Here is a 20,157-nt window from a genome sequence, read left to right as displayed (position 1 = left end):
AGCGGCTGGGGGAACCCAAGATTCATGAATTGAATATGTAAGAATGGAGTTTTCTGCATGAAGCAGAGCGATCGTCCGTTCTGGGTTGGAATGGTCAGGGGGAGACACTGGCGCTCAATGCACATGGGATGGTGGTTTCCCCATGTTCCGTTGGCACTTGCTATCGGTATTGGCGGGTTGCTGCAATTATTGCCGGCGTTCGGATCGCTACAGAGCATGATATCCGTACTGCCCGTTCCAGTGAGCGATCTCAGCGGCCTGTCTGTAGGCTTCAAGGCGCTGGCGATACGCGGCGTCTCGCAGGAATTGGTCGGCGGGCTATTGACGCTGTTGTCGATCGGGCTGCTCTGGCGATCGCGACTGGCCTGGGTGCTGACGCTTCTGATGACGGCGGCATCGCTCGTCATGCAGCTTCTCTTGCATTCGGATCCCAACACCGCATTGGTCGCTTATAGCGTGTTCCTGCTGATCTCGCTTTTGCTGACGCGGCAGAGTTTTCACCGGGCTAGCCTTACCATCGGAACGCTGTTCGCGCTCGTGGGCATCCTCCTCACCATGGGGTACGGCGTGCTTGGCAGCTACGTTCTCGGCAAGGGATTCTCGCCAGCAATCGGCAATTTCGGCGCGGCGCTGTATTTTACCGTCGTCACCATGTCTACGGTCGGTTACGGCGACATTACCCCGCACACCGACGACGCGCGGCTTTTCACCATGTCACTGATCGTTCTCGGACTGGTGGTTTTTGCCACCTCACTGACGACGATCGCCGGCCCGGTGATCAACAGACGCATGATGAGCCTGTTGCAACCCAGGAAAAAGCACATGAAACGCACCGATCATATTATCGTCGCCGGCCAGAATGCACTGGCCCGCAACGTGGTTAAATCACTGGAAAAGCGCGGAACACAGGTAACCGCGATATGGGCCACGGCCCCACAGTCCGGTATCGAGCCGCCCGATGATCTGATCGTCGGTGATGCGACCAACAGCGAGGTGCTCGAAAGTGCCGGGGTGAGCCAAGCGCGAGCCGTGTTGGCGCTGCAAGACAGCGATTCGGACAATGCGTTCGTCTCGCTTGCAGCCAAGGATGTCAATCCGGAGGTCCGAACCTTGCTGGCAGTCAATGATGCGCACAATATGGATCGGATGCGACGGGTGAAGCCGGACGCGGTACTCGCACTGCCCGTCATCGGGGCAGAACTGGTCGCGATGGCGCTGAGCGGCGAGGAAATCAAGACCGATCGCCTACTGGATCAATTGCTGCGGCTTGGCTGATCGAAAGCGACCGCACGGCGGCGGCCAATTGGCTTTGACCAACGGTGCTCTGGTGCGGCTAGCCGTTGCGGCGGAATGAGAGGCGGGACCGGACCGCGAAACCAGACTCGGTCTTCCATCGGAAAAATCGCGGCCGAGCGGCTTCTCCGCGCGACAGGATCATCTCGAAAGATTGGAACAATATGCCATTCGCTTTCCAGGGGTTACCTATGGAGACGGATCGCCTTCTCCCCGGAAGCATTCCCTGGCGGAGAAAATTAGCAATACGGCTGCGGGATCTTTTGAGGATCCCGACTTGCTATCCGGTGTCGTCGACGCGCCTCCCCTGCCGGCAGTGTCAAAGGCCGTGGCGTCCCGCTCAGCCAGCTGACATTCGGTCTGCTGATCTTCCCCGGCGTATGCAGGGGAATCGCGTATGGCTTTTAAGCTATTGAATATTTGACGCAAATCGATTCATCTTCAGTCTTTCTGTTGTGGAGGGTTGGATGGACGGATTTGCGTCTCTTTTCGGGTCGGTTCCGGACCCTCGGGCGGCCAATGTCCGCTATTCGCTGAACAGCGTTTTATTCATTGCCTTGGCCTCGGTGCTGTGCGGGGCCGAAACCTGTCAGGACATGGCCGACTTTGGCGTCTCCAAGCACAAGCTTTTGAAGGAGATCGTGCCTCTGCCTTACGGCACTCCCAGTCACGACGTTTTCTCGAATGTTTTCAGACATATCGACCCCGAGGCTTTCGAAACGGTCTTTGCACGCTTCGCGCAGGCTTTCGCAAAATCCATCAGCGGCGTCATCGCCATCGACGGCAAGGCCGTGCGCGGGGCCTACAAACGCGGCGACAAGGCCTCGCCCCTGCATCTGGTCAACATCTGGGCCGCCGACCAGCGCATGGTCATCGGCCAGCAGCTCGCGCCGGGCCGCAGTGAAGTCAATCCTACGCAGGACTTGACCCCTAGGGTATGTCCGTCATGGTTGATCTGTCTGCTGGTCATCCGTGAAATCTTTTTGGCAAGTTCCAGACCGCTGATCTGATCACATCCGTATGCCGCCACGGCGAATTCATCACCGCTCAGTCGTGCCGGCGTGATTTTTCTGCCCGCCAGTTTCCTCAATCGTTCCGCGATTTCCTGCAAGAAAGCGTCTCCGGCGTCATGACCGAACGTGTCATTGATGTCCTTGAAGAAGTCGAAATCGATAATGCAGACGCTCACGCTTACCTCGTTCCTCGCGGCCTTTTCGATCAACTTGTCGAGGTGTTCGCCGAACGAGAGGCGATTGGGCAGTCCGGTCAACGTGTCGCTGTGAGCGAGCTGGTATATCCGGGCTTTGTCGTTCTTGTGTTCGGTAATGTCGAAACTGATGCCGACAAGGCGATATCTGGAGACCTTCTGGACCCGCGTTGCCAACCAGATTTCATCGCCTTCCGGCGTTATGCACCGAAACTCCACCTCCGCAGGCGCGTCAATTCGTCCGAGATTATCCCGAATATGCCGGTCATCCGGGTGTATCCTCATCAGCACTTCGGCCAACGGGCCGGATCGCACGCCGATGAGATCTTCGGGTTTTTCCGAGCGCGTGACATAACCTGTTCTGAGGTCCTGTTCCCATGCCACCATACGGCCAGCCTGCAGAGCAAGCTTCAACCAATGCTGACGTTTGGTTCGACTCGCCCAGTCAGGTACTCTTTCTGATAAGCTTTCGGCTTTGTGCACGACTTATGTCTGCCCACTTCACCAACAAACTCCATATCGCCGTTCTCACAGGCTGCCGTCGAAGCCAACCAATCGAAGTTGTCGCCATGGCTCAGCTCCGATTCGCAGTCCGGCATCCCATTGCGTTGCAACCCAAGGCAGATACGGCTCGAACGTAAGTGGCAAACCGAGGCCGTTCAGGCGTGGTAGTTACACGGCATAAGCGCGTCGATTTCACTGCTTGGCCAACCGCATGCCCTATCATCACCCGCGCCAAACGAATTCGACGTCAAGGAGAACGGACCGATGGCAATGCCTTAACTGTCAGAATTGACAGTCAACAATTCACAACATTAGGATGATCTAATGCAAACGATTTGTGGGAGACGTCATGCTGAAATCGCTATCCAGAGACGTCACCAGAATCGCTTTCGCCCAGAGCCTTCCGGAGGTCAAGAGCGCCTTCACCCAGAGCGTGAACAGGCTGGGTTTCGTCGGCTACAACATCAGCATCAACAGATCGACCGTCTCCGAGTTCATGGAGAAGCCGACGCTGAGTACCTTCACGACGCAAGAGCTGGACACCTATGTCAACGACAGGTGGGCCGGGCGCGATCCGCTGATGGCGCATCTGGAATTCAACGATACGCCGCTTCTGTGGCACCAGAAGAACTGGGATATGCCCGGACAGGAGGAATACTATGATTATGTCCGCTTCCAGGGCATCATGGGCGGCCTGACGCTGTCGCTGCCGGCGCTCAATGGAAAGGCCAGTGCGATTACGCTTCTGTCCATCGACCCGACGCCGCAATCGCCTGACGTGATACCGGAGGTCACGATCCTGTCGAGCGTGGCGGTGGCGCGCCTGGCCGCGTTCAAGGAAGGCCAGTTCACCGAATACGATCTCCGCCGTTTCGAATTGCTGTCGGACCTTCAGATGGAAATCCTGAGCTGGATGGCCAAGGGCAAGACCAACGGCGAAATATCGAGCATCGTCGGGCGCACCGAACGCGCCATCGCCTACCATGTGAGCGAGATTCTCACCAAGCTGGACGTCACCTCGCGGGCCCAGGCCGCGGCATTCTATGCCGCGATGGGGTTCAGCGATTGACGGGATCGACACCGCCGCGCCCCTCAAGGGCGCGACGGGCGCATTGCCGCGTCAGTGATGGAAGCCCGCAGCCTCCTCCTTTGAGACCGATCTGGTGATCGGATGGGATTTGAAATAGTCCACCGACGCCTTGATATCGCGGATCAGCAGCGAGCAGAGATCGATGCTGACGCCGTTGCGCACCAGGATGCGCTGCACCGCCTGATCCTCGCTATTGGCGGGAAGCGTATAGGCCGGCACCTTCCAGCCGCGCGAGCGCAGCCTGTCGGCAAGGTCGAACAGCATGTTCAGCCCAAAGGTCTTGATGGGATATGAACCGACGACCCGTTGTTTGGCAGCTGTAGCGGCATTGGTTTTCTAGTTTGGGCAACAAGTTGAACTCCGGAATGCCCGGGACGCGGCCGTCTGCTGACTGTCAGATCCTGGCCGAGAGTTCCAGAAAGCCGATGTTCGATCAATGACCTTTTGTTGGCCGTTCGCAGCCGGCCCCTGCGAACGACACAACCGAAACCGTGCTAAAACAACAGATTGGGCAACCACAGGGCAAGTTGGGGCGCGGCCAGCATCAGGGCAATCATCGCCATCAGCGCAATGATGAAGGGAGTGACCCCGATGAAGACGTCGGTCAAATCACCCCTTCCCCGGACGCCATGCACGACATAGCACAGCATGCCGATGGGCGGCGTCAGCACCGAGGTCTCGGCGACCAGCACCATCATCACCCCGAACCAGATCGGGTCATAGCCAAGGCCAACGACGATCGGCGTGACGATCGGGATGGTCAGCACGATCATCGCCAGCGTATCCATGAACATGCCGAGCACCAGATAGACCGCGAGGATGAGCAGCATCGTGGCCAGCGGGCTCCAGTTCAACCCGCGAACAAGATCATTCACCGTGCCCGCCATGCCGGTCGCACCGATGACGAAGTTCAGCAGGAAGGCCAGCAGCGTGATCAGGATCATCATCGACGAGGTGCGAACCGTGCCGATGAACACCTCGACCATCATCGACCAGCTCAACCTTCGGGAAAGCGCCGTCAGCACCAACGAGGCAATCACGCCGATCGAGGCGGCCTCGGTCGGCGTCGCCCAGCCCGCATAGATCGACCCGATCACCACGGCAAAGAGCCCGAGCGGCGGGGCGAGGTCGGACAGGCTGTGCAGCAAGGCCCTGGCCGTGGTAGGCGCGCGGTCGCCATCGAGCGACGGCTTGACGACGCACAAAACCAGAATGGTCAGCGAAAAGATCAACGCCAGCACGATGCCGGGGACCAGACCCGCCATGAACAGCCGCGGCACGGAGGTATCCGTCAGAAAGCCGTAGATGATCATGTTGATCGAGGGCGGGATCAGAATACCCAGCGTGCCGCCGGCCGCCAGGCTGCCCAGGAAGAGCCGCTCGCTGTAGCCATGGCGGTCGACCTGCGGCATCGCTGTGGTGCCGATGGTCGCGGCCGTGGCGACGCTCGATCCCGATGTCGCGGCAAACAGCGCGCTGGCGCCGATATTGGCATGCATCAGCCCGCCCGGCAGCCAACCGAGCCACGCCGAAACGCCGTTATACATCCGGTCGGCGATCCCGGAGCGCAGCAATATCTCGCCCATCATGATGAACATGGGAATCGCGATCAGGGTGAATTCGATGCTGTGCGACCATGCGATCTCCCCGAAGGCGCGCTGCAGCGGCAGCGGCGTCAGCAGCCAGTCCAGCAGCACCGCCAGCCAGCCAAGAACCGCGGCAATCGGCAAGCCGAGGGCGATGAGCAGGAACAGAAGAATTAGCGCTATGCCCATGTCACAGTCTCCGCAGCGCCGATTCCGACGCGCCCAGTTCGGCCGCAAGCGCCTTCTCTTTCCGCACCACGGCGCGCACGAGATCAAACAGCAGCGCGATCAGACAGATCAGAAAGAAGATCAGCCCCGCCAGCCATAGCGCCTGCGGGATCCATAGCGGCGTGGCGAGCGGGGTGCTGGCGCGCGCGCCAAGGCGTAGCGATTCCGCCAGCGTGCCCCAGGCATGAAAAACGACAATGCCGATGATTCCGGCAAAGGCTGCAAGCGCCAGCACGTCCAGCAAGCGCTGCACCCTGGCCGGCAAGCGCAGATAGACCAGGTCGACGCGGATATGGGCGCGCATGAACAGCGCCTGCGCAAAACCCCAGGCCATGGCAATAGCAAAGGCGTAGCCAGCCAGTTCGTCGACGCCGACGAGGCTGTGGTGAAACAGCCTCCGCGCCAGGATTTCGGCCGTCATCAGCCCAGCGGACCCCAGCAGCAGCAAGCCGCTGCCGATGGCCGCGAACCGGGCGAGACGTGCCAGTTTGCGAGAGATCAGAGTGTTTTCCAATCTCTTACCTCGCCGGATCGAGTTCGATGTCGACGACCTTGCCGACCGTTTCGTTCCAGCGCTGAACACAATCGGCGCCGCAAGCCTGCGTGAATTCGGGCATCACATTTTCAGCGACAATCGCGCGAAGACGTTCGTTTTCGGCATCGGTGAGTTCGACCAGCGTTAGATCGGACTTGGTCAGGTTGCGCGGCGCGGTCGCCTCGGGCTCGCAGCGGTCATCGCCGACCGAACACCAGATGCCCTGCTGGGTCGCGACACGGGCCATCTCCCAGCCGGCAGGCTCGAGTTTCTCGCGGATCTCCGTGCGCAAGAATTCCTGCACGGCGGGGTCAAGTCCGTCCCAGGTCGCGGAATTGGCGACGATGAAGTTGACGCCCCAGCCGACCGTGAGGTCGACAAGGTGGGTCGCGACATCGGTCCACTTGGCGTTGTTGCCGGAATTGGAGCCGGTAAAGGCGCAATCGATCACGCCGCGCTGCAAGGCGGGAACGACTTCGTTGAATGCCATGGTAACGGGTGTGGCGCCGAGCGCGGCCGTCAGCGACGACGTCGTGGTCGAAAACACGCGGACCTTCTTGCCGGTCAGTTCGTCCAGGCCCGTGACCGGAGTGGCGCACCACAGCACCTGCGCGCCCGTCGGCCAGAAGCCGAGCGGCACCACGTCGAGGCGTTCGCGATAGCGTTCCTCAAGCACGGGCCGGTAAACTTCGATGATCTGCTGCAGCGTATCGATATCCTGTGCCAGCCCGGCAAGGTCGATCGAGTCGTTTTCGGCCAGCTCGCCGGAAATCAGCGTCGTGCTGCCGGCAATGATATCGGCAACGCCAGAGGCGGCAAGCCGCATCAACTCGGGGCCCTTGACTCCCAGGTCGGTCATGCTGACGGCGTCGGCAGTGACCTGACCGTTGCTGTCGGCGGGAATGGTTTCATTCCAGAACGGCTGCAGGACATTGGTCCAGTTCGGCGAGTTGACGGGCGATCCGATGACGGAGAGGTTCGTCTCCGGCAGATCCTGCGCAAAGCCTGCAAGAGGCAGCAGCCCAAAAAAGGCTGCGGTGGCGACAAACTTGTGGGATGTATGCATGTGGGTTCTCTCTCTGTTGGTCTGAGGGCGGCCTTGCTGAAGCAAGGCCGGATCTGGCGGCTTATCGCGCCGCTTCTTTCATCTTGCCGTGGGACAGCCCACGGTCGGGAGGAGCAATGTTGAGTCTCACCATGTCGCGCAATAGTTGAACGATGGCCATCGAGCTTTCGCCTTCCGCGCCGTCGACGATGAAACGCGAGGTGCAGTAGCGCATTTCCCAGCCGCCGGCATCGAGGCAGGCGCGGATCACGCGTTCTTCGGTCTTGGGGTCTTGAACCAGTTCCTTGTCCTTCAGCAGGAAACCCAGCATCGCCGCGACGCCGTAGGCGCCCCAGTTCGAGATCGAGGCGGGCAGGAAGATATCCGTCGCCGTCACCGTGATCGCGCCGCCCGGCTTGTCGGTCTGGGTTTCGCGGCCATAAGGATGAAAGTCCTGCATGAAGGAATGGATGCGTCCAAAACCGATTTCGTTGCCATTGTCGCCGATGCCGATACTCAGCACATTCTGTGCGGCTGCCTGATCGAAAAGCGGCGCGATGTTGACGCAGTTCTTGGGCGCCACGCCCGTCGAATAATGCACGATGCCGCTTTCGTTCGGACCCAGTCGCTCGATCGCGATGATTGCCTTGGGCTGCATCTTTGCAAGAAGCTCGCTCGCCCAGCCGTCGATCTCGGCCTGATCTTCCGGCGCCGTCACCTGTGCCGCGCCCATTCGACGATCCTTGGCCAGATCATAGTCGCGGATCATCAGGCCCGCCGCCTCGGACGAGGCCTTGATCGGCGGGGCATGGCAGACTTCCGAAACATAGACCGGCACGGCCTTCAGCCCCCAGTAAAGCGCGCGGGCAAGCGAAACGGCGCCGGGCGGGCCGTCGCTTTCGCCATGGGGCACTTCGGGCATGTAACCCGCGCCGGTCACGATCAGCACGACATCGCCTTCGCCGACATGTTCAACAAGTGCCTCGGCAGCGCGCGCGGTGATCGGACGACCGCCGCCTTCGCGCCGCGCCTCGTTGTAGATAGGGGCGATGATATTGTGGTTCATGCCGCGGTTGCGCATTTCAACAGTCACCAGGCGGTCGACATATTCACCAATGATATCCGGCACAGTGCTTCCTTCTTATTGTTCAGCAGTACTTTACGCTGATCGTAGTGAAGCGCCGCGCGGTGTGGCGAATCGAATTTTGGAATACGGCATCAGGAAATGTTATGCCATTGCGGAAAACGTTCATTCATGTTTGCCTGCATCGGGGCCATTTCCGGTTCAAGGAGACGAGGTTGCGATCCCTCAATCACCGCCAAATGCTGGCATTTCGCGCCGTGATGATCAGCGGCAGCATGACGGCGGCCGGCCGCATCCTGCATATCAGCCAGCCGGCTGTGACCCGCCTGGTGCGCGACCTGGAGGCGGAACTCGGTCTTATCCTGTTCGCCCGCAAATGGTCGAGCGTTCGACCGACCGCCGAAGCCGTCGCGCTGTTTCGCGAAGTCGAAAAATACTTCGATGCCATGGAGCGTATTCGCGACAACGCCCGGCAAATGCGCGAACAGCAGGATGGTCGGCTGCGGATTGCCGCGATGTCGACGCTTTCGTCCGGTGCCTTGCCCGAGGCCATAAGGCGGTTTCGCGGCCGGCAACCCGAAACCGATTTCTTCATCCATTCCGATAATTCGGTGCATATCCTGGACGCCCTGCAGCGCGACGAATTTTCGGTGGGCCTGTGTCGCGTGCCGCCGGAGCGCACGGATATCGACCATCTGGAGATGCCCGTCTCATCAGCGATCTGCCTGCTGCCGAGAGAGCATGAACTGGCGGCAAAGGACATTGTCACCGTCGAGGACCTCGCCGGGCAGCCGTTCATTTCGCTTGGCGTGAGCAGCCTGCTTCGGATGCAGATCGAAGCCGCGATGGAGGCTGCGGGCATTCGATCCGGCAGGACGGTGCAGACGCTCTATTCCAACACTGTTCCAAGCTATGTCTCCGCCGGGCTCGGCATTTCTGTCGCCGATATCTTCTCCGTCATGGCGATCGACCTGGAAAAGATCGCTGTGAAGCCGTTCGCGCCGGAGATCGAGTTTCGCTTCTCCGCTATCTTTCCGCCGATTGCCAAGACACAGGGAGCGGAGCTGTTTTCACAAGTATTCTTTGAAGTCGTCAAAGATCAGATCTCAGACGTCGAAAATCTGTTCCGCAATTAGGCGTTTGATCCCAGAGTTTGATGGGGCGATGTTTAGGGGTCGGAACAAAAGCATTTCAAAATCCTGCGTTAAGCTAGAACGAATAGAGAACACCTTAAAGTCTGACTCGAAAAATCCTCAATAATAGCAATACCTTGCCAGACGCCTGGTGATAAGGCGAATGTGGGCGATCATGATCCACGCCTCGGCTGATGCAATGGATTTTTCGACGTCCTTGGCCAATCTTCGGCATCTTCCGAGCCATGCGAAGGTGCGCTCGACCACCCATCGGCGTGGCAGAACTTTGAAGCCTTTGACCTTGTCGCTGCGCTTGATGATTTCAACCGTCCAGCGCCCGATCTTTTTCAGCCGCCGCTTCAGCTTGTCGCCCGCATAGCCACCATCGGCAAAGACATGCAGTAACCATGGCCATCTGTGGCGGATGGATTTCAGGAGATCGGGAGCGCCGTCACGATCCTGGATATCAGCGCTGTGCACCATGAGGCCGTCCATCAGGCCGAGCGTGTCGACAATGACGTGGCGCTTGCGGCCCTTGATCTTCTTGCCCACGTCATAGCCCCGGATACCGCAGCTTTCTGTGGTCTTCACGCTTTGGCTGTCGATCACACCCGCTGTCGGGCTTGCCTCCTTGCCCTCCAGTTCACGCGCCTCCATCACCAGATGATGGTTGATGCGCCCCCAAATCCCCTGTGCCCTCCACTCGTAAAAATATCGCTGGACGGTCGAACAAGGGGGAAAGTCCTTCGGCAGCATCCGCCATTGGCAGCCAGTCGTGGCGATGTAAAGCAGAGCGTTGACGATCTCACGCAAATCCGTGGTCCGCGGGCGTCCAAGACGGCGCGGCATTGGTAGAAAAGGCTCAACCAGAGCCCATTCCCGATCCGACATATCGCTTGCGTAGCGTCCAGTTCGCCGCGCATATTGCCGACGGGTGATTTCGGTCCAGACCATTGTGTTCTCCATCGAATCTTTGCAAGTCCGAAGGAATCATAACCTGTTGAAATCACCCATCTCTTTTCGAGGCAGCCTCTTAGATGGCTCGCTGTTGGTCTGACGTCATCAGCAATTTGGCTGTGGACGTGTTCCGACAAGGATTGCATGCAGGAATACAGGCCAACGGCTCTTTGGTGGGAGTTTCATATGGCCAAATGCATGCTTCTGAAGCCGCGAGATCGGCGCTCGCTTTTCGACATACCCACAGAAAAGGACAGCCTGATCAGGCACTTTACTCTCTTGCCCTCGGATAGACTTGAGATTGAGGTCCGCCGACGTCCGCACAATCGCCTTGGTTTGGTGGGTATCGACCCGCGGGTCTATCGCTATCGATCGACGCGACCGGACGATGTAAAGCTGCGAAAGCGGCGGAAGGAGCTGGCGTCACAACGTCGGCGCTTCGGTTACCGGCGCCTGCACATCCTGCTGAAACGCAAAGGTGTCGAGGTGAACTGGAAGAAACTCTACCGCCTTTACCGCGAGGAACGGCTCACTGTGCGCAAACGCGGTGGCCGCAAGCGAGCCCTGGGCACGCGAGCACCGATGACGATCCCGCAGGATCCCAATCAGCGCTGGAGCCTCGACTTCGTATCGGACACGCTGATCGACGGACGCCGCTTCCGCATCCTGTGCGTCATCGATGACTTCAGCCGGGAATGCCTGGCGGCCGTCGTCGACAACGCGATCTCGGGTGGGCGCGTGGCCCGTGAACTGGATGTCATCGCTGAGCGTCGCGGCTACCCACTGATGGTGGTCAGCGACAACGGCACGGAACTGACCTCGAACGCCATGCTCAAATGGCAGCAGGATCGCGACGTCGAATTGCATTACATCGCGCCCGGCAAGCCAATGCAGAACGGCTTCGTGGAAAGCTTCATGTATAGACGGCCCCGCGGGCGCAAGTGCTTTAATCGTGATATTCATCGGCGGGTGCGTTCATGTATTCGGCCTGTTCATGCAGCCCTTACATGACTGCTGGCCCTGATGGTGTCCGCGGATCGAGGCCTCATCAACGGGACGCGCTATGGCGCGCTTAAAGCTCTCCGGGCTTTCTCGATCCTCAGCTCTGCCGATTTGCCATCACGCTGTCATTGCACTTTTGCCATCTCGTTATGTCTGGGTGAATGTGTCCTTGCGGCTATGCGGTCCTGAACACCTCTCCAGTCGTCAGCATTGCCCAGATGGTTCGCGCCAATTTGTTTGCAACGGCGACAGCAACGACCATAGGTCTGCGCCGCTCGAGCAATGCTTCGATCCATGGGCCATCAACGCGGGAACGCGCCTTTGGATACCGCACCACCGTTCGCGCGCCCAGAACAAGCAGGTGCCGGAGATATCGATCACCTTGCTTAGTGATGCCACCTAACCTGTTCTTGCCGCCCGAAGAGTTCTGTCGCGGCGTCAGGCCAAGCCAGGCGGCAAACTCGCGGCCTGATCGAAAGGCGGATGGGTCCGGAGTTGTGGCAGCGAAAGCAGTTGCTGTGATTGGCCCTATCCCCGGTATGGTTGCCAGTAAGCGGCAGATCGTGTTGCTCTTGTGGATCTCTCCCAACCGGGCATCAATGCTGTCAATCTGGTGGTTCAGTGCATCAAGTTGACCAATGAGCATGTCCAAAGCGAAGCACGCATGCTCCGGCAGATCCCCTCTTATCTCGTCCAGCTTCGCGACAAGGGCATCGACCCGATGTCTGCCCTGCGCGACGATAACGCCATACTCGGCCAAATGCGCCCGGAACGCACAAGCCGCCATGGTACGTTGCCGGACCAAAAGCCCTCTGGCGCGATGAAGCATCAGAAAGGCTTGATCTTCGCGTGATTTGATCGCGACAAAACGCATGTTCGGGCGGGTCACGGCTTCACAGATGGCAGCAGCATCAGACGCGTCATTCTTTGCCCCGCGCCGCACATAAGGTTTGATGTAGCCGGGCGGAATGAGACGAACGTCATGTCCGATCTCCTGCAGTTGGCGCGCCCAGTTATGGGCAGTTGCACAAGCTTCGATGCCGACCAGGTAAGGCGATAACGCCTCAAAGAACGGCAGCAACTCGCGGCGTGTCAGCCTCTTACTATCGATCGTATGTCCGGATGCGTCAGCGACATGGACATGAAAACGTTTTTGGCCAGATCAAGGCCAACGGTGGTTGGTTTCATCGGAAAGCTCCTTTTGCAATCTGGGACCACTATACGGGCCCTTCTCGGAGCGGGGCCGTCTTCCCCATCAACGGCAGGCTGCGGGACGAGTGCCTGAACGAGCATCTATTCCGCAGCTACCGCCACGCTCGCGAGCCCATTGCGGATTGGAGGATCGACGACAATCTACATCGACCGCACACGAGCCTCGACGGGCTTACCCCAAACGAATTTGCAACCCGGTCCGTAATGGACCACAACGTCGACAGCGCTAACTTATAGACGCGGACAAAACGGGGAGCAGGTCAATGCCAAGCTCAAGCACCAAGATTTCGAACTGATAGTCTGAGTTTTATTCTTCGGGGGTCTCCGCCGACGTCGTGTCCATAAACAGCTTTTCTCCAAGCTCCACCGCTGCATTCTCATCCGGAGCAAAATGAACCGGTACGCCGAAAGCCTTTCCGAACGCTTGGGCAGCCATGCGGAGAGGCATCGGCGTAGCCTTCGCACCCTCAATCACGATCGCTCCGGCGCAATTGCGAAGGAAGAGTGCTTTGTGGCGTTTGAAGAACAACGCCCGAGCCTTTTTGACTTCCGGGGATTCATTGCTTTCATCGTGTGGGGGAATATCCGAAATCAAAATAAAAGGACTCCCCTTGGCGAGAATGGCCCCCAGTTCGAGTTCCGGATTTTCCGTTCTAGGCAATGCAGTCTCACGAAGGAAAACGAATGGATATCGGGATTTGTCGACTTGCATTTCATCTGCTCCACAAAGGCTGGCGAGCAGCTCACGACACTTGCAGCGGGCGTTCCGTCAGGTGTCACTGAAAGCCGCCGCATATCGTAACGCAACTTTCTCATTCAGTGCCATCATGGGACTTGCTGAAGCTCCTCTGCGCCCGGAATCAGGACACAAAATCGCGCTAAACGGTCAAACTGGCCTGCTGACCAATGACATCGTGTTCAGAGTTCTTATGCGTGGCGACAACAAGCGTGCCGTCATCAAAGGCGCGGCATTGGGTGTTTTTGGCGATCTTTTCAGATCAGTGGCCGTGGTCACCGCCGCTGGCGTTGCCTACTAAACTTGCAGGACACCTATCGACCCTCTCCTGTCGGCTCTCGCGTCCCTACTGATCGTCGATCAACTGGGTCATCTGGTCTCCGAGTCCACCGCCGTCCATCCGGTGTCCCGGCGCTACGAAAAAGGGCTCGATCCTGATCACATCCAACCGCTCGGTGACAGAATGGCGCAGCATTTTCGGGGATGCCGCGATCGCCTGCTTCATTCTTCCACGGTGATAACCATTCGCATGCACGAGACACTGACAAGCCTGCTCTGGACTTTAGTTTCACTGAGTGCCGAGGGTACGAGAGAGCGGAACCACATTACCCGTGATCCGGCCTTTATTGTGCGGGCATCGGTCACCGCAGATGTGGATGACGTCGTCTTTGCTGACGCCGCCGGTGTCTGTTGCCGCCTGAGAGATATAGCGGGCGGGTGTCGTACCAAGCATTCGCCGGAACATCGCGATGAACGCGCTCGGACTCTCATATCCTAGGTCGATTGCAATATTCGTCACGGATTCCCCATCAGCAAGTCTTTGGAGCGCGAGGCCCACATGCAGTTGCTGCCGCCAGCGACCGAATGACATGCCTGTCTCTCGCTGAAATAACCTGGTCAAAGTGCGATTGCTCGCTCCCACGCGCGCGCCCCACTCCTCCAAGCTCAGCCGGAGTGAGGGATCATCGATCAGGGTGTCGACGAGCCGTTTCAATCTCCGGTCAGCAGGCATGGGCAGGCGCAATGGCTCCACCGGCGCTCTCTCTAGCTCGTCCATAAGAACGGCCGCCAATCGGGACTCCCGGATATCGCTCTCCGGATAGCTGTGTGGTTCGTTGACAAAGCGGAGGATAAGCTCGCGCAATAAAGATTGTACGAAAAGGATGCCGCAATCGGCCCGTAAGCTGCGGCTATTATCAGGCTCGACATACAGGTTGCCGATCGACACCTGGCTGGTCGCCCGGGCAAAATGCGTGACTCCCCCCGGAATCCATATGGCGCATTGCGGCGGAACGGTCCAGACACCGTGTTCGGCCTCGACCGTGATAAGCCCATCGATGACGTAGAGCAGTTGGTCCTTGCGGTGCTTGTGCGGTTCCATTTCACCAACAAAGGCGAGTTCGACTTTGAGGGCGACAACCGGGCGCGCGATCGTATCTGGATAGTCGTGAGGAGGAGGAACCGGAATGCTCATGAATGACACCTCGACGTCATGGCCTGGCTAACGCTTTACTTCTCAGTTTCGCCCAAAATAGCACGTTATCGCTGGCTTGACTGCTGTGGGCTGGCCATGATGTGCAGAGAAACGGCCACTCCCATCAGGTGGCTCTCGGGGGTGTCAGAGGATTTACCGGCGCCTGTTTCAGTGTGGCGGCTAAGGCCAGAGCGACAATTCCTACCCAAAAAACCAAATAGAATCCGTCCACATACGAAAGCACAGCCGCCTCGCGAGCAACGAGTAAGGCAATATCTGACACGCCGTTGGCGGCACGTTGAACAACGATCGGCTGCCCGGCCTGCACCCCCGCCTTCAACATAACGCTGTGGGCATCCGACGAAAGCCGCAACACGAGAGCGATTACACTAACTGCCACGCCCGGCGCGAAGATGCGCGCAAGAGGAGCAAAGAATCCTATGGCCACCGCATGGGCCGGATTCATGTTGACGACGATGATCGGGATAATTCCCATCAGCGTCAGGCACTCTCCCGTGCCGAAGAGAATGAGCGGAAGGGTATATTGAGTTGAGCGCCATTCGTTGTTGATGCTGGCACCGCAGTAGGCCGCCGTGAAAACAATGATGCCCAGACCTGCGATCAGTAGCAGACGTGCATCCACGCGGCGTGCGAGCCACACGGCGATCGGTGTCATCGCCAGGTATGTGCCGAAGACGATTGCCGAAGCCGATCCGGTCTGGAGCGGCTTTAGCTTACCGACAGACGCGAGAAAATTCGGGATCAGAACTGATGTTGGCGACATCAGAACCCCGTAAAGGCAAGCAATCAAGAGTGCTGTGCGGACATTGTGGCTTCCGAGGGCACCAAAATCGACGAAAGCATCTTTCTTCAATGCTATAGTGACAAGGGATATCACCAGCAGCAGAGCGCCTACAGACAGGCAAGCCGTTACGACGCCGGAGTCGAACCATCCCAGAGTCTCGCCAAGAGAGCATCCTCCGAAGAGCATGGCCAGGCTCAAGCAGAACATAGCCATGCCTCCCCAATCGCTCTGACGCAATTTGTCGCGGTCTATCGGCGTTAGGGGAAGCGCCTTCCACGCCGTGAACGCGATGAGCGGCCCCAAGAGCGTCGCGGTCCAGTAGACCCACCGCCAATCGATTATATCGACGTAAACTCCGGATAGACCGACACCGACTTCGGTTCCAAACGAAGCGCGCAGACTGTAGATCGCCATTGCCGGCAGCCACCAGTGAGGCTTCAGGCTGCGCAGCGCCAGGGAAATCGTCAGCGGGAGATAGGTTCCCAGACACAAGCCCATGATGACATGCAGAAAGACCAGCACGTCATAGCTCCGGACGAAGGGTATCGCCAGAGCCGTCAGCGCAATCGTCAGGCTCGGCACAATGATGACGCGAGCTGGGCCGAAAATCAGAGACAGCCAGACAGTGACGGGCATAATCAGAAGCTGCGCAGCGTTCATTGTTGTGCTCAGCCAGACACCTTCAACGATTTCGAGGCCGAATGCGCCTCTGAGATCAGCAAGCGACATGGAAAAAAGCCGCCCCTGCAGTGTCGTGAAGAAGGCCCCCAGGAAGACCACTGCTACCGTTAAGGCAGGATTCGGTGCTCGGGCGCCCCGCAAGTGGTTGGGGAGCCGCATGACGTCATTGAGCCGCATAGGCATAACTCTCCTTTGAAACGGGGAGTTTTTCACGGCTGTAAGCGGTCACCTTCGCGCCAAGCGTATCGATCCTCACCTCAGCGGACATTCCTGGCCTGAGAAGACCGAGGTCCGCTTGTCCCGGCCGGAGTTCAACTCGCACCGGGATACGCTGGACGACCTTGGTGAAGTTGCCCGTCGCGTTGTCCGTCGGAAGAAGTGAGGATTCGTTGCCGCTCATCGGGGCAATCTGTTCGACACGCCCTTGAAAGGATTGACCAGGGAAGGCATCAATCGCGACCTCGACCGGCTGTCCTGACCGGACATTCCTGAGCTGCGTTTCCTTATAGTTTGCGATCACATAGGGTCGGGCAAGTGGCACGATCGTTACGATCTGCGTCCCCGACGTCACAAGGCTGCCAATCTGAACGCTGCGTCGGCCGAGCGTGCCCTCAAAGGGGGCCACGATCTTCGTGTAGCTTAGTTCGAGCTTTGCCGAGTCAAGCTTGGCAGCAGCCGCGTCGCGGTCCGCAATGCGGCGGGCGCGTTGACCTGCCAGCGTATCCAGTTGTCTCCGCGCGAAGGTCAGGGCCGCCGCCGCGGCTTCGCGGGAAGCTTTTGCCGATGCCAGTTCCGCCTTTGCATCATCGAAAGATTTTCGAGGCACGGCGCCTTTCGTCACGAGTTGGCTTAAGCGGTCAAAGTTCTGCTGGGATTGCCGAAGACGGGCATCCGAAGCACGAAGCGACGCCCCGGCCTTCTCAATCGTTGCCCGCTGCTCGGATTCTTCGTTACCGAGATTGTCGAGCAAGGCTTGCGCTTCTGCCAGCGATGCCTTCGCTGCACGCACGCCGATCGCATAGTCGTCGCTTTCGATTTCAGCAATAATCTCTCCGGCCTTGACGGTCTGATAGTCCGCGACAGGGAGGCCTGTGATGTAACCACCGACACGCGCGCTCAGTACCGCAGGCTCGGATTTGACAAAAGCGTTTTGCGTCGATTGCGTTGCCCGACGGCTCGTCCACTCGTTCCAGTTCGAAACGGTATAGAGGACTGCTCCTACTGCGACTGCACACGCCAGCCATGGAGCAAGCTTAAGATGCCACCGGCGCGGCGCTAACGGATGTTTATTGGATTCTGAAGGTGATGCGGTGGACGCATCTGCAGGACTCGACATGGACTTCTCAACTCAGATTTCTGTTGAGAAGGATATTTCGGCAGCTGCAGATTCTTTGCGCAGGTCTGAAGGACAGAAAACCGTTCAACCCGGCCAAATTAGCTGGAGAGCAGCTCTTTTACCAAGTCCACAACATGCTGCAAACCCGTATCCCTTGCTCGCCGTCGGTGCCACGCAAGGTGCAAAGTGAAGCCTGGCACAGCGATCGGTGTTGGCAAAATGGTGAGATCATCGGCAAGCGCGGCAACACGCGAAGGCAGCATGGCGATCATATCGGAGCCACGCAGAAGTTCAGGCACCATTCCGAATGATGGAACTACCAGACCGACCCTTCGCGCCCGCCCAATTCGAGCAAGTTCCATGTCCAATTGGCTCCGGCCTTCACCTTTGCCCGACACGAGAATGTGCGGATACTCAAGCCACCTGTCGAGATCGAGCCCATCCACCGCCGGATGCTCCCGGCGGAGAGCCACGACATAGTGTTCATCCAGAAGAGTATCGCGATGAATATCATTGTCCTCGCCCGGGAGAACGGAAACAGCGAGGTCTGTAGTGCCGTCCGCAAGGGCGGCTCGTGATGCGTCCGTTCCGTGCCAAGGCAGGATTACCAGATCAATGCCCGGAGCTGAGGTCTGCAAGGCACGCTGCAGTGGCGGCAACACGAAAAGGGCCGGATAATCCGCCATGGAAATGCGCAGGGTTTGCCGAACCTCCGCAAGCAGAGGCTCTGACGGATCAACGAGTTCTCCGATGCCCGCAAGCAGGGATTTGAGCGGCGCGCGGAGAGAGTCCGCCCTTGCTGTCCGGCGCATCGTACCGCGTCCGCGCTCCAACAGTTCATCGCCGAACAATTGGCGGCATCTCTGCAGGGCTGCCGAAGCGGCAGGTTGTGAAAGCCCCACCCGGCCGGCGGCCCGGCCCACATGGCCTTCATCCAGCAGCGCATCCAGGATCACAAGTAGGTTTAGGTCGATTGATCTTAAATTCATGAGACAGATAATACGATAGACAATATATCGATTGGAAGAATTTTATAGCTTCGATCATCCTCTCTTCAACACAAAGTTGGAGTTGATGATGACTAAAACCCTTGTACTTCTGTTCCATCCCGATCTTGAACACTCCAAAGCAAACGCTGCGCTTGCCCGGCAGGCGCAAACGCTGCCAGGGGTCGAATTGCTCAACATGCAGGACATCTATCCCGAAGGGATCGACATCCACCGTGACGGTGAACGTGAGGCGGTTCGACTACTCGAAGCGGATCGGATCGTACTGCAATTCCCGGTGCAATGGTACTCGACGCCGCCTCTTCTGAAAGCCTGGCAGGATGCCGTACTCACTCGCATGTTCTACATCGCCTACGAGACGGAAGGACGTCGCCTTGAGGGTACGCCTCTGCTGGTGGCGGCAACCGCCGGCAACACAGCTGAAGCGTACCGACCCGGCGGAAGCAACATGTTCGCAATCGCCGACATGTTCACACCACTGCGTGCTACAGCGAACCGATGCGGACTGATCTGGGCGGACCCGTTCGTCATATACCGTGCCGACAAGCTCTCCGCCGCCGAGATCGAAACCGCAGGTCAACACTATGCCGGCGCCCTTACGAATTGGATCGCCAGTTCCGGTTCAAAGAGAAGCTGAGCGATGACCAAGGTGCATGATACATTGACCGAACTTCATCTCGGCACGCCGCTCTGGTTCGTGCTCTCTGCACGACTGCTTCCGTTGGGCATTGTCAGCCAGTTTCTGAGCGCGGGCGCAGCGCTGTTCATCGGTGCATGGGATTGGCAGATACACAAGGCGATCGGAGGCACCGTGTTTGTACCGATAGTCATCTTGTGTGCCGGTGTGTTTGCTGTCCCGCGCCTGCGTGGTTTCAACTGGTGGGCTGGACTGGTTTTCATACTCTATATCGTCCAGTTCGCACTGGCGGCCGGGGCCGAGCCGTTGCCTCTTGCATTCCATCCTTTCAACGGAGCGCTGCTGTTGATGGCCAGTCTGGTTCTCCTCGTCAAGGTTGAGCGCCGTCTGACCAGGAGCAAACACACAGCGCCGAAGTAGGTCATTTCGCTCGATCGAACGACAGCCCCAATCTCCGCGCTCGTATCTCTGCAACGAAGCCCGAAAAGGCCATGCATGCAGGGACCTGCAAGATAGTCCTGCCGCGCGGTGCATCCTTCACATGAAGGGAATTCAACAGGAGGGCCGCCATGATCGAACTGGCGGCTCCCGGGTATTTATTGGCC

At 58.5% G+C, this 20,157-nt stretch carries 18 protein-coding genes and 7 pseudogenes; 12 read left to right on the top strand and 13 right to left on the bottom strand.

The genetic code is table 11. The features are described 5' to 3' along the window. Positions 1-57 precede the first annotated feature (57 nt). From V6765_RS02355 to V6765_RS02345, 3 genes and pseudogenes are all read left to right on the top strand, one after another. Entirely contained in the window at positions 58-1,275 is a 1,218-nt protein-coding gene (locus V6765_RS02355; protein ID WP_448426122.1) for an ion channel, read from the top strand. A gap of 175 nt (positions 1,276-1,450) precedes the next feature. Next, positions 1,451-1,674 (top strand): annotated as a pseudogene (locus tag V6765_RS02350) (hypothetical protein); the annotation flags it as partial. An 86-nt stretch (positions 1,675-1,760) separates the two neighbouring features. Next, a pseudogene (locus V6765_RS02345) lies at positions 1,761-2,216 on the top strand (ISAs1 family transposase); the annotation flags it as partial. Positions 2,217-2,242: 26 nt separating this feature from the next. Here V6765_RS02345 and V6765_RS02340 read toward each other — a convergent pair. Continuing rightward, positions 2,243-2,785, bottom strand: a pseudogene (locus tag V6765_RS02340) (diguanylate cyclase domain-containing protein); the annotation flags it as partial. Positions 2,786-3,353: 568 nt separating this feature from the next. On the opposite strand from V6765_RS02340, the gene V6765_RS02335 reads away from it, so the two are divergent. Then, positions 3,354-4,073: a LuxR C-terminal-related transcriptional regulator gene (locus V6765_RS02335; protein ID WP_448426120.1), complete on the top strand. Its 720-nt coding sequence runs from the start codon at positions 3,354-3,356 to the stop codon at positions 4,071-4,073. Between the two features lie 51 nt (positions 4,074-4,124). Here V6765_RS02335 and V6765_RS02330 read toward each other — a convergent pair whose 3' ends face one another. The 5 genes from V6765_RS02330 to V6765_RS02310 form a co-directional block, all read right to left on the bottom strand. Then, the gene (locus tag V6765_RS02330; RefSeq protein WP_448426118.1) at positions 4,125-4,358 is read right to left on the bottom strand and encodes a hypothetical protein; all 234 of its coding nucleotides are present in this window, start codon (positions 4,356-4,358) and stop codon (positions 4,125-4,127) included. Positions 4,359-4,588: 230 nt separating this feature from the next. After that, on the bottom strand, positions 4,589-5,869 hold the full coding sequence (locus tag V6765_RS02325) for a TRAP transporter large permease (RefSeq protein ID WP_448426116.1): 1,281 nt from the start codon (positions 5,867-5,869) through the stop codon (positions 4,589-4,591). A gap of 1 nt (position 5,870) precedes the next feature. Continuing rightward, positions 5,871-6,422 carry a TRAP transporter small permease subunit gene (locus tag V6765_RS02320; RefSeq protein WP_448426114.1) on the bottom strand — a complete coding sequence of 184 codons (552 nt, stop codon included), beginning with the start codon at positions 6,420-6,422 and terminating at the stop codon, positions 5,871-5,873. 4 nt (positions 6,423-6,426) lie between these two features. Continuing rightward, on the bottom strand, positions 6,427-7,509 hold the full coding sequence (locus V6765_RS02315; protein WP_448426112.1) for a TRAP transporter substrate-binding protein: 1,083 nt from the start codon (positions 7,507-7,509) through the stop codon (positions 6,427-6,429). A 61-nt stretch (positions 7,510-7,570) separates the two neighbouring features. After that, positions 7,571-8,617, bottom strand: coding sequence for a glutamate cyclase domain-containing protein (locus V6765_RS02310; protein ID WP_448426110.1), 1,047 nt, complete (start codon positions 8,615-8,617; stop codon positions 7,571-7,573). A 44-nt stretch (positions 8,618-8,661) separates the two neighbouring features. Between V6765_RS02310 and V6765_RS02305 the strand changes: the two genes are divergently transcribed. Beyond that, positions 8,662-9,708: a LysR family transcriptional regulator gene (locus V6765_RS02305; protein ID WP_448426108.1), complete on the top strand. Its 1,047-nt coding sequence runs from the start codon at positions 8,662-8,664 to the stop codon at positions 9,706-9,708. A gap of 117 nt (positions 9,709-9,825) precedes the next feature. Here V6765_RS02305 and V6765_RS02300 read toward each other — a convergent pair whose 3' ends face one another. Continuing rightward, positions 9,826-10,659 carry an IS5 family transposase gene (locus V6765_RS02300; RefSeq protein ID WP_448426106.1) on the bottom strand — a complete coding sequence of 278 codons (834 nt, stop codon included), beginning with the start codon at positions 10,657-10,659 and terminating at the stop codon, positions 9,826-9,828. A 189-nt stretch (positions 10,660-10,848) separates the two neighbouring features. Between V6765_RS02300 and V6765_RS02295 the strand changes: the two are divergent. Beyond that, positions 10,849-10,998: pseudogene (locus V6765_RS02295) on the top strand (DUF4158 domain-containing protein); the annotation flags it as partial. Beyond that, positions 10,999-11,577: pseudogene (locus tag V6765_RS02290) on the top strand (DDE-type integrase/transposase/recombinase); the annotation flags it as partial. It lies immediately after the preceding pseudogene. Between the two features lie 262 nt (positions 11,578-11,839). Here the strand turns inward: V6765_RS02290 and V6765_RS02285 are convergent. Further along, positions 11,840-12,852: pseudogene (locus tag V6765_RS02285) on the bottom strand (IS110 family transposase). A 27-nt stretch (positions 12,853-12,879) separates the two neighbouring features. Between V6765_RS02285 and V6765_RS02280 the strand changes: the two are divergent. Beyond that, positions 12,880-13,113, top strand: a pseudogene (locus tag V6765_RS02280) (integrase core domain-containing protein); the annotation flags it as partial. 70 nt (positions 13,114-13,183) lie between these two features. Here the strand turns inward: V6765_RS02280 and V6765_RS02275 are convergent. Then, a complete protein-coding gene (locus V6765_RS02275; RefSeq protein WP_448426104.1) occupies positions 13,184-13,588 on the bottom strand; it encodes a hypothetical protein in 405 nt (134 codons plus the stop codon). Positions 13,589-13,649: 61 nt separating this feature from the next. On the opposite strand from V6765_RS02275, the gene V6765_RS02270 reads away from it, so the two are divergent. Both V6765_RS02270 and V6765_RS02265 read left to right on the top strand, forming a co-directional pair. Then, positions 13,650-13,913, top strand: a complete 264-nt coding sequence (locus V6765_RS02270; RefSeq protein ID WP_448426102.1) for a hypothetical protein — start codon at positions 13,650-13,652, stop codon at positions 13,911-13,913. A gap of 154 nt (positions 13,914-14,067) precedes the next feature. Beyond that, positions 14,068-14,130: a hypothetical protein gene (locus V6765_RS02265; RefSeq protein ID WP_448426618.1), complete on the top strand. Its 63-nt coding sequence runs from the start codon at positions 14,068-14,070 to the stop codon at positions 14,128-14,130. Positions 14,131-14,180: 50 nt separating this feature from the next. Here V6765_RS02265 and V6765_RS02260 read toward each other — a convergent pair whose 3' ends face one another. The 4 genes from V6765_RS02260 to V6765_RS02245 form a co-directional block, all read right to left on the bottom strand. Then, a complete protein-coding gene (locus V6765_RS02260; protein WP_448426100.1) occupies positions 14,181-15,086 on the bottom strand; it encodes a helix-turn-helix domain-containing protein in 906 nt (301 codons plus the stop codon). A 124-nt stretch (positions 15,087-15,210) separates the two neighbouring features. After that, positions 15,211-16,749 (bottom strand): MFS transporter, encoded by a 1,539-nt coding sequence (locus V6765_RS02255; RefSeq protein ID WP_448426098.1) that lies wholly within the window; start codon positions 16,747-16,749, stop codon positions 15,211-15,213. Beyond that, positions 16,736-17,908, bottom strand: a complete 1,173-nt coding sequence (locus V6765_RS02250) for an HlyD family secretion protein (protein ID WP_448426096.1) — start codon at positions 17,906-17,908, stop codon at positions 16,736-16,738. Before V6765_RS02250 ends, V6765_RS02255 begins: the two co-directional genes overlap by 14 nt. A 98-nt stretch (positions 17,909-18,006) precedes the next feature. Next, positions 18,007-18,897, bottom strand: coding sequence for a LysR family transcriptional regulator (locus V6765_RS02245; RefSeq protein ID WP_448426094.1), 891 nt, complete (start codon positions 18,895-18,897; stop codon positions 18,007-18,009). 88 nt (positions 18,898-18,985) lie between these two features. On the opposite strand from V6765_RS02245, the gene V6765_RS02240 reads away from it, so the two are divergent. Together V6765_RS02240 and V6765_RS02235 are read left to right on the top strand one after the other, a co-directional pair. Then, on the top strand, positions 18,986-19,552 hold the full coding sequence (locus tag V6765_RS02240) for an NAD(P)H-dependent oxidoreductase (RefSeq protein WP_448426092.1): 567 nt from the start codon (positions 18,986-18,988) through the stop codon (positions 19,550-19,552). A gap of 3 nt (positions 19,553-19,555) precedes the next feature. Continuing rightward, positions 19,556-19,972 (top strand): DUF6220 domain-containing protein, encoded by a 417-nt coding sequence (locus tag V6765_RS02235; protein WP_448426090.1) that lies wholly within the window; start codon positions 19,556-19,558, stop codon positions 19,970-19,972. Positions 19,973-20,157 lie beyond the last annotated feature (185 nt).

The sequence above is a fragment of the Martelella sp. FOR1707 genome (assembly GCF_053484265.1).
This window is presented reverse-complemented; position numbering and strand designations above follow the sequence as displayed.